Annotated in this window: 14 protein-coding genes; 7 read left to right on the top strand and 7 right to left on the bottom strand. The window is 60.5% G+C overall.

What is annotated here, in order from left to right; genetic code table 11:
- Window positions 1-20: 20 nt before the first annotated feature.
- The 3 genes from EYD00_RS02480 to EYD00_RS02470 form a co-directional block, all read right to left on the bottom strand.
- Window positions 21-986: an alpha/beta hydrolase family protein gene (locus tag EYD00_RS02480; protein ID WP_034495910.1), complete on the bottom strand. Its 966-nt coding sequence runs from the start codon at window positions 984-986 to the stop codon at window positions 21-23.
- Window positions 987-1,157: 171 nt separating this feature from the next.
- On the bottom strand, window positions 1,158-2,783 hold the full coding sequence (locus tag EYD00_RS02475) for a cisplatin damage response ATP-dependent DNA ligase (RefSeq protein WP_004440496.1): 1,626 nt from the start codon (window positions 2,781-2,783) through the stop codon (window positions 1,158-1,160).
- Window position 2,784: 1 nt separating this feature from the next.
- Window positions 2,785-3,795, bottom strand: a complete 1,011-nt coding sequence (locus EYD00_RS02470; protein ID WP_034496274.1) for a ligase-associated DNA damage response exonuclease — start codon at window positions 3,793-3,795, stop codon at window positions 2,785-2,787.
- Between the two features lie 239 nt (window positions 3,796-4,034).
- On the opposite strand from EYD00_RS02470, the gene EYD00_RS02465 reads away from it, so the two are divergent.
- Complete coding sequence (locus EYD00_RS02465; RefSeq protein ID WP_004440489.1) at window positions 4,035-4,349, top strand: type II toxin-antitoxin system RelE/ParE family toxin; 315 nt, start codon at window positions 4,035-4,037, stop codon at window positions 4,347-4,349.
- Window positions 4,330-4,629: an addiction module antidote protein gene (locus tag EYD00_RS02460; protein WP_004440487.1), complete on the top strand. Its 300-nt coding sequence runs from the start codon at window positions 4,330-4,332 to the stop codon at window positions 4,627-4,629. Before EYD00_RS02465 ends, EYD00_RS02460 begins: the two co-directional genes overlap by 20 nt.
- 29 nt (window positions 4,630-4,658) lie before the next feature.
- Here the strand turns inward: EYD00_RS02460 and EYD00_RS02455 are convergent, their stop codons facing one another.
- Window positions 4,659-6,188 carry an MDR family MFS transporter gene (locus EYD00_RS02455; RefSeq protein WP_004440486.1) on the bottom strand — a complete coding sequence of 510 codons (1,530 nt, stop codon included), beginning with the start codon at window positions 6,186-6,188 and terminating at the stop codon, window positions 4,659-4,661.
- Window positions 6,189-6,329: 141 nt separating this feature from the next.
- Here EYD00_RS02455 and EYD00_RS02450 point away from each other — a divergent pair, with 141 nt between their 5' ends.
- Together EYD00_RS02450 and EYD00_RS02445 are read left to right on the top strand one after the other, a co-directional pair.
- On the top strand, window positions 6,330-6,845 hold the full coding sequence (locus EYD00_RS02450) for a MarR family winged helix-turn-helix transcriptional regulator (RefSeq protein WP_004440484.1): 516 nt from the start codon (window positions 6,330-6,332) through the stop codon (window positions 6,843-6,845).
- Window positions 6,846-6,927: 82 nt separating this feature from the next.
- On the top strand, window positions 6,928-7,587 hold the full coding sequence (locus EYD00_RS02445) for a glutathione S-transferase family protein (RefSeq protein WP_004440482.1): 660 nt from the start codon (window positions 6,928-6,930) through the stop codon (window positions 7,585-7,587).
- Window positions 7,588-7,740: 153 nt separating this feature from the next.
- Here the strand turns inward: EYD00_RS02445 and EYD00_RS02440 are convergent, their stop codons facing one another.
- Window positions 7,741-8,361, bottom strand: a complete 621-nt coding sequence (locus EYD00_RS02440) for a glutathione S-transferase family protein (protein ID WP_004440479.1) — start codon at window positions 8,359-8,361, stop codon at window positions 7,741-7,743.
- A 134-nt stretch (window positions 8,362-8,495) separates the two neighbouring features.
- Complete coding sequence (locus EYD00_RS02435; RefSeq protein WP_004440476.1) at window positions 8,496-9,494, bottom strand: asparaginase; 999 nt, start codon at window positions 9,492-9,494, stop codon at window positions 8,496-8,498.
- A 73-nt stretch (window positions 9,495-9,567) separates the two neighbouring features.
- On the opposite strand from EYD00_RS02435, the gene EYD00_RS02430 reads away from it, so the two are divergent.
- The gene (locus tag EYD00_RS02430; protein ID WP_034495912.1) at window positions 9,568-10,320 is read left to right on the top strand and encodes a DUF3750 domain-containing protein; all 753 of its coding nucleotides are present in this window, start codon (window positions 9,568-9,570) and stop codon (window positions 10,318-10,320) included.
- 4 nt (window positions 10,321-10,324) lie between these two features.
- On the opposite strand, the gene EYD00_RS02425 is transcribed toward EYD00_RS02430, so the two are convergent.
- Window positions 10,325-11,668: a chloride channel protein gene (locus EYD00_RS02425; protein ID WP_034495915.1), complete on the bottom strand. Its 1,344-nt coding sequence runs from the start codon at window positions 11,666-11,668 to the stop codon at window positions 10,325-10,327.
- A gap of 146 nt (window positions 11,669-11,814) precedes the next feature.
- Here EYD00_RS02425 and EYD00_RS02420 point away from each other — a divergent pair, with 146 nt between their 5' ends.
- Window positions 11,815-12,090, top strand: a complete 276-nt coding sequence (locus EYD00_RS02420; protein ID WP_004440470.1) for a YlcI/YnfO family protein — start codon at window positions 11,815-11,817, stop codon at window positions 12,088-12,090.
- On the top strand, window positions 12,087-12,386 hold the full coding sequence (locus tag EYD00_RS02415; RefSeq protein WP_004440468.1) for a type II toxin-antitoxin system RelE/ParE family toxin: 300 nt from the start codon (window positions 12,087-12,089) through the stop codon (window positions 12,384-12,386). The genes EYD00_RS02420 and EYD00_RS02415 overlap by 4 nt, the downstream gene beginning before the upstream one ends.

Genomic DNA, 12,386 nt, shown 5'->3' with positions numbered 1-12,386 from the left:
CGGACGGTGCAACATCGCGTTTACGCGAAGCCGTTGAAAAAACGGATGCTTTCCGCCACTGCACCGGGGACGACACCATTATGAGTTCCCGCCAGCAGTTTTTTGTCGACCCTGAAACCCGAGGTCAGGGCGCGGTCCACAAAAAGCTGGTGATCGGCGTCGAAAGGTCGTTCCTCCGTGCCGCGCAACAGCAGTGCCGGACATTTGAGGCTGGGGCCGAAACAGACGGAGGAGCGCATGATGAATTCGCGTTCGTCGGTTTCGTCGAAACAGATCTCCTCGCTATAGCGGTTGAAATAGCGCCATGAATTGACGCCAGCGGATATGGGGGCCGCAGCACGGAATTTACGGCTCATGGCTGCCAGAAGCGTGAGCGTGCCGCCGTTGGAATGGCCGGCGATGAAGAAGCGAGCTCTGTCAATGCCGGGAAGATTTTCAAGATAGGTGGCCGCCGCCAGCGCATCCGAGGTTTCGTCGTAGAAGCCTGAATAATTGCCGTTCTGGCCGTTTTCGCCACGAAAGGACGGTAGCAGCACAACGAAGCCCGCTTCCCAATATGGCTTCATCAGCGCCCAATGGCCATCCCCGGTGGCGTTGCCGCCATGCAGGAAGAGGACGGCCGGTTTCAGTGTTTTTGACGGCTGGTAGTGGGAGAGCCAGGCGACAAGTTCGATCGAGCCATCCGGCCCGCCACGATAGGTGACACGCTCCGCCCCGGGCGGTGTGCCAAGCGCCGAGGACTTCTCCGGCGCCGACATCTTGCGCAGCAGGTGGGTGTGGAAACGTCGGCGAGCCTCCGCATAATCCTGCCGTTCCAGCGGCAAGACTTCAGGTGTCGGAATGCCCGCTTTCACGGCGGGCGGCAGGACAAGCGCTGCTGACAGCCCCATTGCGCCAGCGAGCAATCCACGCCGCGTCATGCCCGGCGAGATCGTGCCGCTCTCTTCCCGTCCGAAGGGTGAGGAAAGAAAGCGTTTGTCTGCCATATGGTCACCTGACGAGGATGGTTGCATTAGCAGTTCAGCACTGCGGCGGAAGGCTGTCCAATCACGGATTCGCGAATGACAACAATGTATTCGCAGCCATCGTGGCAATTTCTGGACGTCGCCTCGCCCCGGCTGTGACGCCCATGGAAATAAACAGGCGATCGTGCCACCCTAGCCTTCCACACCGTCGATCATCGCCACCAGTGTTGAAAGCCTGTCGGCTTCGGCCGGCAACTTGTCGGCGCGCAGCCGGGCAATGCGGGGGAACCGCATGGCGACGCCGGATTTGTGGCGGGTAGAGCGGTTGATGCCTTCGAAGGCAACTTCAAGCACGAAACCGAAATCCGGTGTGGCCCGCACCGCCCGCACCGGGCCGAAACGCTCGACGGTATTGTCGCGCACGAACTTGTCCAGCACCTCCAGCTCCGCATCGGTGAAACCGAAATAAGCCTTTCCGACAGGCACGAGCTGTTCGCCGTCCTCCCCCTCCGCCCAGACACCGAAGGTGAAATCGGAATAATAGCTCGATCTTTTGCCGTGGCCACGCTGGGCATACATCATGACGGCGTCGATATTGTAAGGATCGCGTTTCCACTTGAACCAGGGGCCTTTAGCGCGCCCGGCCTGATAGGTGCTGTCGCGGCGCTTGATCATGACGCCCTCGATGACCGGATCGGGCGGTGCGGCGCGTAGCGTATCGAGTTCCTGCCAGCTGGAAAAGCCGATCAGCGGCGAGAGGTCGAAGCGGTCATGCGGTGCATGTTCGATAATGTCAGACAGCCGGCCGCGACGCTGCAGATAGGTCTGCGCGCGGATATCGCTCTCGCCGTCGAACAGCAGGTCATAGGCGCGGATAAAGGCGGGATAGTCGTCCAGCATCTTCGCCGTCACCGTCTTGCGGTTCAGTCGCTGCTGCAGGTCAGAAAAGGTTCGGGTGAGATTGTTGGACCGTGCCGTGCCGCCAATCAGCAGCTCACCATCCATCACACCTTCGAAATCGATCGCGTCAAGAACGTCAGGGAAGGCGCCTGAAATATCGTCGCCTGAACGGGAATAGAGTTTCCGTGTCCCACCGGCGCGGGACAATTGCACACGAATACCGTCCCATTTCCATTCGGCGGCGTAGTCGGCGGGGTCCAGCCCATCGAGGTCGCCATCCGCCACCGGCGTCGCCAGCATCACCGAATGGAAGATGGCGGGCGTTGCCAGCACCGGGCGGTCCGCCTTGCCCTCGAGCCATGCGAAAAGCGGCGTATAGGGCGGCGCCAGCCCGTGCCAAAGGGTTTCGATCTCGATGATGTCTTTCCCCGCAAAATCCGCCAGCGCCTGACGCGCCAGCCGGGCCGAAACACCGATGCGCAGGCTGCCGGTGGCAAGTTTGAGGAAAGCGAAACGAGAGGACGTATCGAGCCGATCCAGGAGATCACGCACCGCACCGCGCACCTCCGTACGGCCGAGCGAATTCATCAGTGTCACCACTTCACCAAGACGCGGATCCTGTGCCTCTGAATCGTCAGCACCACCGATATTGCCCCAGACCAGCGAAATGGTTTCGGCGAGATCGCCCACATAATCATAGGAATAGCGGAACAGAACCTCATCCATCCGCTCCAAGACCAGTTCGCGCAGCAGGGCCGGCTTGACGCTTTTGAGGTCCAGCGTGCCGGCAATGGCCGCCAGCCCGTAACCCCGGTCGGGATCGGGCGTATCGCGGAAATAATCGGTCAGCAGCTTCAGCTTGCCATTGCGCGACGGGGTGAGAACCAGGCGGTCAAGAAGAGTGGCGAAGGCTTTCATCTCAATCCCCCTCGTCCTCGTAACCAACGAGATGCAGTGGCTTGGCGGCGATGCCCTGCAATTCGCACCAGCGCACCAGCGCCTCCTCCCGGCCATGCGTGACCCAGACGGCCTGCGGGAAAATTTCCTTGATCGTCTCCAGCAGTTCCGGCCAGTCGCAATGGTCCGAGATCACCAGCGGCAATTCCACACCGCCCTGCTTTGCCCTCTGCCGCACCATCATCCAGCCGGACGCGAAGGCAATCAGTGGTTCGTTGAAGCGGCGCGCCCAGCGCTCCTGAAATGCCGAGGGCGGTCCGACGACAATCGCGCCCTTGAAGGCGGAAGGATCACTTTTTTCCAGTGTTGCGGGCCTGAGATCACCGAGATCGATACCCTGCGAGACGTAATAATCGCAGAGCCGCGCCAGCGCACCGTGGATATAGATCGGCTCGGCATAACCATTATCGCGCAAGAGCCGGATGACCCGCTGCGCCTTGCCCAAAGAATAAGCCCCGACGAGATGGGTACGTTCGGGAAACTGTTTGATGGAGGTGAGCAGTTTGGCCGTTTCCACACGCGGCAGCGGATGGTGAAATACTGGCAGGCCGAAGGTGGCTTCGGTGATGAAGACATCGCAGGGCACCGTCTCGAAGGGGGCGCAGGTGGGGTCGATGCCACGCTTGTAGTCGCCGGATGCGACGATGCGCAGACCGTTCATTTCCACGGAAATCTGCGCCGAACCCAGAACATGGCCTGCCGGATGGAAACCGACGGTGACGCCGTTCACCTCCACCCTCTCGCCGAATGCGACCGCCTGCTCGCTGCCGCAGAAATCCTCACCATAACGGATGCGCATGATATCCAGCGTCTGGCGCGTGGCCAGCACCGCGCCATGGCCAGCGCGGGCGTGATCGGAATGACCATGGGTGATGAGCGCCCGCGCCACGGGCCGCACGGGATCGATATAAAAATCACCCGTCGGGCAATAAAGGCCCTTGGGCGTGGAATTCAGGAGCTGTTCCGGCTTCATGTTCATTGAGATAGGGCCGCCCGCGCGAATCTTAAGTGATGCGAGCATAACGCGGAACGCGCGTTAAATTTCCAATGGGCGCGTTTTTGTTTTGCGGTCGCCCCCCCTGTCATTTCGGCTTTGAGCCGGGACTGTATCGAGTTGTGGCCGCGGTTTGCACACAACATCAGCGCAAGACCGACTTAGAGGACAATCATGAGATTCGAGTTTGCAGAAACGTATCCGATCGGATACATTTTATGAACGATTTCGAGAAATCGGCAGAGTTCGACGAATGGCTGAAGGCTTTGAAAGATCGCACCGGAAAGGCGCGAATTCTTCATCGCCTTACCGCGGCCGAGCACGGGAATTTCGGCGACTGCGAGCCGGTCGGTGGGGGTGTTTCAGAAATGCGCATCCACTGTGGTCCGGGTTATCGGGTCTATTTCACACGCATTGGCAAGAGGGTGTATTTCCTTCTGGTCGGCGGAGACAAATCCTCGCAGAAGCGGGACATAAAGCGGGCAGTCGAGATGGCGCAAACAATAGGAAGGAATGACCGTGACGCAGTTTAGCAAATTCGATGTGTCGGACTACCTGAATAGCGATGAAGCCATGCTCGAATACCTGGCAGTGGCGATGGAAGACGAGAACCCCGACGTCTTCATCGCCGCCCTTGGCGCGGTCGCCAGAGCTCGCGGAATGTCGCATGTCGCGGATGCCGCAGGTCTCGGCCGGGAAAGTCTCTATAAGGCACTTAAGCCCGGTTCGAAGCTCCGCTACGAGACCGTGCAGAAAATCCTGCATTCGCTAGGCTTCCGACTGGCCGTCGAAAAGTCATCGAACGCCGCGTAAGGCGGCGTCCACACACCCACCTTCGCGCCCTACTCCCCCGCCGCCTCCGCCGGCTTCGCCTCAACCGCAGCCGGCAGCCGCACCGGTTTCAGCATCAGCGCCGCGGCAAGGCCGATGGCAGCGGTTGCCGTGGCCGCGAAGAACAGCGGCGTAAACGCATCCGAGTAGAGCGAGGCGACGGCGGCCTGGGAGGCTGCGGGCAGTTCAGAGAGTATTTTCGGCGTCAGTTCCTCGATCTTGCCGACACCTGGAATATCGACCGCGACACCTTTCAGGCTCGACGAGACGATGGCGCCATAGACAGAAATGGCAATCGCCGCGCCGCCCATGCGGGTCAGCGTTACCGCGCCGCTCGCCGCACCGATATCAGCTTTGGGTGCTGAATTCTGCACGCCGATGATCGGAGCCTGCTGGCCGAGGCCGACTGCGAAACCCTGCGCCAGCATCAGCACCGCGATCAGCCAAAGCGGCGTTCCCGCATGCATCTGCGTGAAGAGCAGCATGGCGATGACGTTGATTGTCAGGCCCGCAACCGAGAAGGGCTTGTAGACGCCGGTAATCGAAATCAGCCGTCCGGCCGAAAGCGAACCCATGACGATGCCGCCGGTGACCGCAATGAAGAACAGGCCGGCATGGGAGGGGGAAAGGCCGGTGGTCGTCTGCAGGAACAGGGCATAATAATTGACCATGCCGATGCCGATGCCGCCGCTGGTCAGCGAGACGATCATCAACAGCGGAAAGGTGCTGTCCTTGAAGAGACGCAGGGGCACCACCGGTTCCGGCGCGCGGCGCTCCACCTGCACCCAGAGGAAAGCGGCGATGACGGCGAAGGCGATGATGCCGAGGCTGGGGGCCGCGATGAGCGAGCCGAACAATTCGCTGCTGTCCGCCCAGAAGACCACGCTGGCAATGGTGGCCGCCAAGAGGACCGCACCGAGATAATCGATCTTCGGCTGGCGCGCCGGGCGTCGGTAAGGCAGCATCAGCGCCAGACCGGCAATAACGATGATGCCGAGCGGCAGATTGATCAGGAAAATCGACCGCCAGCCAAAGAGATCACTCATCGTGCCGCCGAGGATCGGGCCGACACTGCCCGATGCCATGATGGTGAGGCTGGAATAGCTCTGGTAACGGGCGCGTTCACGCGGTTCGAACAGATCCGCATTGACGGAAAAGATCGATACCATGATGCCGCCGCCGCCAAGGCCCTGCAACACGCGGGCAGCAATCAGACTGTCCATCGACCATGCCAGCCCGCAGGCGAGCGAACCAAGCGTGAAGATGACGACCGCCGCGATCATCACATATTTCCGGCCGAACAGATCGCCGAGCTTGCCATAGACAGGCATGACCGCGCTGGTCGCCAGCAGATAGGCAGAGCCGATCCAGCCGAAACGCTCCAGCGCGCCGAATTCACCGACGATGGTGGGCAGTGCCGTCGATACGATCTGGTTATCGAGGGTCGCCATGAACATGGCCAGCATCAGAAACAGAAAGACGATGAGCCTGCGGCGATGATCCGACACAAGCGGCGCCACGGGGGCGGTGGACATATCCATGAAAAATCTCGTTGGCTTCAGGCAGATTTGCTGCGACAATTTGTGTGCTATCAGCATATATATGTCAATGGCAAGTTTTTGACATCTGTGCTATTGCCGCTAAACGTGATCGGAAAACAGCATCGAAAGGGACGATGAAGCGTGGCGACTGAGGAAAACTGGAACGAGGATCTGCCCGAGGACATCAAGCGGATCGGCAATACGATGACGCGCATGCGCATCATGATCGGCCGCCGCATCATCGGCCGCATGGCGCTTGCCAGGCTCGCTCCAGGTCTCGAACTTTCCCATATCGACGTGCTCGACATTCTACGCCGGGCGGAGGGCGATGTGACCGTGGGCGCGATTGCCGAGGGCATGCGTATCGATCCCTCACGCGGCAGCCGGGTTGTGGCCGATATGGTCGGGAGAGGGCTGCTGAAACGCGGCGTTTCCCAGCAAGACGCCCGCCGCAGCATCGTAGAGATCACCCCGCTCGGCACCAGTCTCTTGCAGGAAATGCGTCGGACGAAGATGAGCGTCATCGAGGACGTGATGGATGGCTGGCCGGCGGAGGATGTGGAGACATTCGCCCGGCTGTTCGAGCGGTTCATCGACCGTTTCGAATGCCGGCTCTCGCCCGATACAGACCTCCTGCCGGATCAGAAAAAATCATAGTTGGCGCTGCGATCCACAGCTTCACTTTAGGAGGGCTTGACCGTAACTTGCCGCCATCTGACAGGTTGAAGGGGTAATTTCGATGTTGACGATTTACGGTGTCTACCGTTCCCGCGCCACACGCACATTATGGCTGGCGGGCGAACTCGGCATAGAATTCAAGCACGTGCCTGTGATACAGGCCCGCCGTCTTGCCGATCCGCTGGCTGCGGATGCGCCGCTCAACACGCTGTCTCCGGACTTCCTGGCCGTCAACCCGATGGGCACCATTCCCTGCATCGAGGATGACGGCATGGTGCTTTACGAATCCATGGCCATCAATCTCTACCTCGCCCGCAAATATGGCGGACCGCTTGCGCCGATCGATCTGAAGGAAGATGCGGCGATGCTGCAATGGTCCTTCTTTGCCGCGACCGAAGTGGAGACGAATTCGCTGAAGATTTCCTCCGCCATCGCCGAAGGCCTGTCGGAAAGTGATAGCGGCAAGGCCGTGATCGATGTTGCCAGCCGCCTGCTGAAGCGCCCCTTCCGGGTGCTGGAGCAGCATCTTTCCAGTCATGATTATCTGGTGGGCGATCGCTTTACCGTCGCCGATCTCAACGCGGCGGAAATCGTTCGTTACGCACAGGGCCACAAGCCGCTGTTCGACGCCCATCCGGCTCTGAAGGCCTGGCTGGATCGTTGCCAGGCCCGCACGGCGTTCAAGACGATGTGGGATACGCGCGCGGCCGAGGCGGCTTGAGTCAAGACGCCAAGTTGCGATAGCTGGCAGACCAGCCTCCACACTCAACGTCATGCTCGGGCTTGTCCCGAGCATCTGCGACCTCTGGATTTACGAGACGTGATTAGATCCTCGGGACAAGCCCGAGGATGACGAAGTGAGCCTTTCAGCCTCTCAGCCCCTCTCCCCCGCGAGCGCCCGTTGGACCGCCGGGCGGTCGTTCATGCGGCGGAAGTGGTCGTGCACCTTGGGGAAACGGGCAATATCCACGCCGTCGCTTTCCAGCCATCCGGACATGACGAAAAGATAGGGATCGGCCACGGAATAGGCAGTGCCGAGAACCCATGGGCCACGCAGCATGCCGTGCTCGATCAGTTCGAAGCATTCACCCATGGTCTGCGGCACTTTCGCCTTCATATCCTCAAGCGAGCTATCCTTGCTCGCCCAGCGACTGCCGCGCCGGCCGTGGGCATGGGCGACATGCACCGTCGAAGAAATGAAAGCGTTGAAGGACTGCATCAACGCGAATTCGAAGGGATCGTCGAGCGGCGCGAGTTTCTTCTCGGGCGCCATCTGGGCGATGAAGGCGAGGATGGCCGGCGTCTCCGTCAGCACGCCGCTTTCCGTCGCCAGCGCCGGCACGCGGCCCTTGGGATTGATCTTTAAAAATGCCTCGGAGCGTTGCTCGCCTTCCGCGAAATTGACGCGGTGGGCCTTGTAAGGCAGGCCCGATTCCTCCAGCACAATATGGCTGGCGCGGGAGCAGGAACCGGGGGAGAAAAACAATGTGAACATGGATATGCGACCTCCAAAGCAATGAAGCGCCCGCTTCTTCCTCATGCGGACACCGCCCCGCGAGGGCCATGGGGTGGCCGTCACGTGCGGGGCGCGTCATCATCGTGCCGGCAAACGGCCGCGTCAAAGGTTATTTAGAGACCGACGACCCTGATATCGCCGACATGGATGCCGTTCCAATTGCGCATCTGCCGGTTCGCCATGCCGCTCAGCGCCTGTTGTTCGGCGCTGCCTTCATCGAAATAGCGGGCGAGCAATGCCGAAACCATGGCTTCCGCCGCACGCGTCGTGCCGTCTTCGCATTTCACCGCCATAGCGATGCCCTTTTCCGGCAGGGCCGCGACGAAGACGCCCTCCGCGCCGGTCTTGGCGAAAATCTTGCCCGGCGCGATCTGCATCAGCTTCGTGCAGGCGCGGCCGGTGCCTGCCACATAGAAGGGTTCTGCCATGCAGGCCTCCACGAGCCGGCGCGAGGCGCTCGCCCGGCCGGCTTCCAGCCCCCTGCCCGTCGCCATCTTTGCGAAACCATGTGCCAGCCCTTTGAGCGGCACCGCATAGGTCGGGATGGAGCAGCCGTCCACGCCGCAATTATCGTGACCCAGCGCAGCACCCGTCAGGCTCTCCATCGTCGCGCGGATTTCCTGCTGCAGCGGGTGGTCATAACCGACATAGCCCTTGGGGTCCGTTCCGGTATGACAGCAGGCGCAGATGAAGCCTGAATGTTTACCGGAGCAATTATTGTGAAGCGCCGTCGGCTTTTCCAGCGTGCGGGCCTGATGGATGATGGTTTTCTGGTCGGAGGACCAGTGCGCGCCGCATTCCAGCGTATCCACATCCCTGCCCGCCTTGGCGAGCATAGAAGCGGCAAGTTCCACATGTGCGTCCTCGCCGGAATGAGAAGAACAGGCAAGCGCCAGCTCGCGGCTGCCGAAACCATAGGCGTCCGCGGCACCGCTTTCCACCAGCGGCAGGGCCTGCATGGCCTTGCAGGCCGAACGCGGGAAGATGCCACGTTCCAGATCTCCCGTGGAAAACAGCACGCCGCCATCGCCATCCACCACTACCGCAAGGCCCCTGTGGCGGCTTTCCACGAGATTGCCCCTGACGACTTCGACGGTAACGGAATTGTTCATTCTCTCAGCCTCAAAAAATTCTGATTTTATGTTGTTGATACCGCAATTGATTTTTCGATGCACGGGGCCATCAGTGAAATTTGCAAAACGTCTGTTACTGGCGATTGCCATCATCTATCTGCTGCCGGCACTGGCATCGGCCGGACTGTGGGCCATGAAGGACCATCCGCGCGGCTGGAATGCCGCCAGATGGTCATCGTCAGGCATGCTGCCGGCGGCTTCGAGCGACGGGCAAGCCGCCGTCTACGTCTTTTCCGCCATGACCGGCGGCTTCAAGGGCTCGGTTGCCAGCCACGCCTGGGTCGTGCTGAAAAAGCCGGGCGCTACGAGCTATGACCGTTATGACAAAGTGGGCTGGGGCACGCCGATCCGCCACAATGGATATGCGGCGGACGCCTATTGGTATTCCAACATGCCGCGCCAGGTGGTGGCCATTCACGGCGTAGAGGCGGAAAAGCTGATCCCCAAGATCGAAAAGGCGATTGCCGACTATCCCTATGGCAAGCCGGGCGGCTATCGCATCTATCCCGGCCCGAACTCCAACACCTTCGTCGCCCATGTGCTGCGCAGCGTGCCCGAACTCGGCGTCGTGTTGCCGCCGGACGCGGTCGGCCGCGACTATCTGCCGGACGGTGCATTTTACCACGTCGCCGACGACTGGAAGGATGCGAGCGTTTCGCTCGGTGGCCTGTTCGGCATTTCGGCGGGTGCGCGCAGCGGCTTCGAGATCAACTTCCTCGGTCTCGTGGCCGGCATCGATCTCGCCCGGCCGGGCGTGAAGATACCGGGGCTCGGTTATTTCGGCGTGGCGGGCATCAGGGCTTGAGCCATCACGTTTCAGTGGCCTGAGCGGCGCGTCTGGCGCGGATGCTCTGGGCGATGAAGACCCGTGACAGGCCGTGATAAAGCGGTTCGCGAGAAAAGAGCCGAGACGTCAGATATCCCAGCATCGATGCGGCCATGATGGGTATGACGCCTTCATGATTGCCGGTCATTTCGAGGATGATGACGAAGGCCGTCATCGGAGCCTGCACAACGCCGGCAAAATAACCCGCCATGCCGACGATGGCGCCAAGGCCGATGCTGGTGCCGAGCAAGCTCGCCATGGTGCTGCCGAAACCCGCACCGACCGACAGAGACGGCGCGAAAATGCCGCCGGGGATGCCCGACATCATGGCAAGGAAAGTCGCCGCCAGTTTTTCGATGAAGAAGAAGGACGGTGCGGCTTGCCCCTCTATCGCCGCACGGGCCTGTTCGTAACCGGTTCCGAATGTCGCGCCGCCTGTTGCGATGCCGAGGACGGCGGAAGCAAGGCCGCAGGCGGCGGCAACCGCCAGCATTCGCTTCAGGGGCATCTTCTGGGCGAAACGACGGATACGCGCGGAGAGCCGCAACGCCCCGGCACTGAACAGCGCGCCAAATGCACCACCGCCGACGCCGCAGACAAGCACCAGCAGCCAGTCCATCGTCGTTTTCGCCATGACGGAGCTGGTGCCGAAATAGGTATAGCTGCCGACCAGAGCCAGCGATGCAAGGCCCGACAGGATGACGGCCGTCAGCACAAGGCCGTTGGCGCGGGATTCATAAGTCTTACTCATCTCCTCGATGGCAAAGACGATGCCTGCGAGCGGTGTGTTGAAGGCCGCCGCAATGCCCGCGGCCGAACCGGCTAGGATGAGACCCTTGGCCTGCGCCATGCCGCCCCAGCGAGCGGCCTGCAGCATGATCGAGGCCCCCACCTGAACCGTCGGCCCCTCACGGCCAATCGACGCGCCGGAGAGCAGACCGGCGACGGTGAGCACCACCTTGCCAAAAGCAAGCTTCAGCGACAGAAGCCGCGAACGATCCGCATCATCCCGCAGGTGCCGGGCGGCGATGGCCTGCGGAATGCCGCTACCGCCGGCATTGGGGAAAACCGTGATCGCGAGCCAGGCGCAGAGCGTAAAGCCGAGCGGCGTGATGATGAGCGGCAGCAGAAACGCCCATTCGCCTGAGGACGTGGCCGCGAAGAAGAGGTGCTGGGCGCGATCCGCTGCCCAAGCGAAACCGACGCTGATAAGGCCAACTGCAATAGCGCCAATCCAGAAAACCGCCCTTGGCTTCCAAATCCGCCATGAACCCCAGACAACACGGGAACGGCGGAGCATTTTCAGCTTCTTATAATCGACGGGCATGGGGATCCAGATCAGTGATTTCAGTCATTGTCGGGCGGGAGGCCCTTTTATCGGCCTGCCAGCCGGCGATTGCAAGTTTTGCATTTGACTCGTTGCGACAGATGGCAGATGCTGTGCATCGCAAATGCAACGCATGGAGAGACAAGATGAAAACCGCAACTTTGCCTTCGCTGCGTGTAACGGCGGATTTCCGCGAAGCGGCAGAAAGCGTTCTGAAGGACGGCGAGACGCTATCGTCATTTGTCGAGGATTCGGTCCGCAGGGAAGTTGAAATCCGCAAGTCACAGGCAGATTTTATTGCCCGCGGGCTGGCGGCACGTGAAGAAGCCAAAAAAACGGGTGTTTATCACAGGGCGGAAGACGTTCTTGCTGAACTAAAAACTATGCTTGACGCGAAGCTCGCTGAAGACGACGACAAGTGACGTATCAGGTTTTTCTCGCCGACAGAGCGCGCGACAACATAACGCGCCTATATTCTCATCTCCTTCACCGTGACAAACATGCGGCTAAGCGAGCCTATAGGGCAATCGAAAAAGGAATAGCCGCACTGGCGGATTTTCCAATGAGTTGCAGGAAAATTGATGCGGACAACCCGTTTCTGCGTGAGTTTCTTATTCCGTTCGGTTCATCAGGCTACGTCATTCTCTTTGAAATAGAGAATGCTGAAAAGGTAACAATCCTCGCGATCCGCCACCAGCGCGAGGATGATTATCATTGA

The sequence above is a fragment of the Agrobacterium sp. 33MFTa1.1 genome (assembly GCF_004328495.1).
In the GTDB taxonomy this organism is placed as follows: domain Bacteria; phylum Pseudomonadota; class Alphaproteobacteria; order Rhizobiales; family Rhizobiaceae; genus Agrobacterium; species Agrobacterium pusense.
This window is presented reverse-complemented; position numbering and strand designations above follow the sequence as displayed.

What these genes read in the sequence shown, in the direction of transcription:
- EYD00_RS02480 (WP_034495910.1), bottom strand. Translation starts at nt 986, where the DNA reads ATGGCAGACAAACGCTTTCTTTCCTCACCCTTCGGACGGGAAGAGAGC.
- EYD00_RS02475 (WP_004440496.1), bottom strand. Translation starts at nt 2,783, where the DNA reads ATGAAAGCCTTCGCCACTCTTCTTGACCGCCTGGTTCTCACCCCGTCG.
- EYD00_RS02470 (WP_034496274.1), bottom strand. Translation starts at nt 3,795, where the DNA reads ATGAAGCCGGAACAGCTCCTGAATTCCACGCCCAAGGGCCTTTATTGC.
- EYD00_RS02465 (WP_004440489.1), top strand. Translation starts at nt 4,035, where the DNA reads ATGAACGATTTCGAGAAATCGGCAGAGTTCGACGAATGGCTGAAGGCT.
- EYD00_RS02460 (WP_004440487.1), top strand. Translation starts at nt 4,330, where the DNA reads ATGACCGTGACGCAGTTTAGCAAATTCGATGTGTCGGACTACCTGAAT.
- EYD00_RS02455 (WP_004440486.1), bottom strand. Translation starts at nt 6,188, where the DNA reads ATGGATATGTCCACCGCCCCCGTGGCGCCGCTTGTGTCGGATCATCGC.
- EYD00_RS02445 (WP_004440482.1), top strand. Translation starts at nt 6,928, where the DNA reads ATGTTGACGATTTACGGTGTCTACCGTTCCCGCGCCACACGCACATTA.
- EYD00_RS02440 (WP_004440479.1), bottom strand. Translation starts at nt 8,361, where the DNA reads ATGTTCACATTGTTTTTCTCCCCCGGTTCCTGCTCCCGCGCCAGCCAT.
- EYD00_RS02435 (WP_004440476.1), bottom strand. Translation starts at nt 9,494, where the DNA reads ATGAACAATTCCGTTACCGTCGAAGTCGTCAGGGGCAATCTCGTGGAA.
- EYD00_RS02425 (WP_034495915.1), bottom strand. Translation starts at nt 11,668, where the DNA reads ATGCCCGTCGATTATAAGAAGCTGAAAATGCTCCGCCGTTCCCGTGTT.
- EYD00_RS02420 (WP_004440470.1), top strand. Translation starts at nt 11,815, where the DNA reads ATGAAAACCGCAACTTTGCCTTCGCTGCGTGTAACGGCGGATTTCCGC.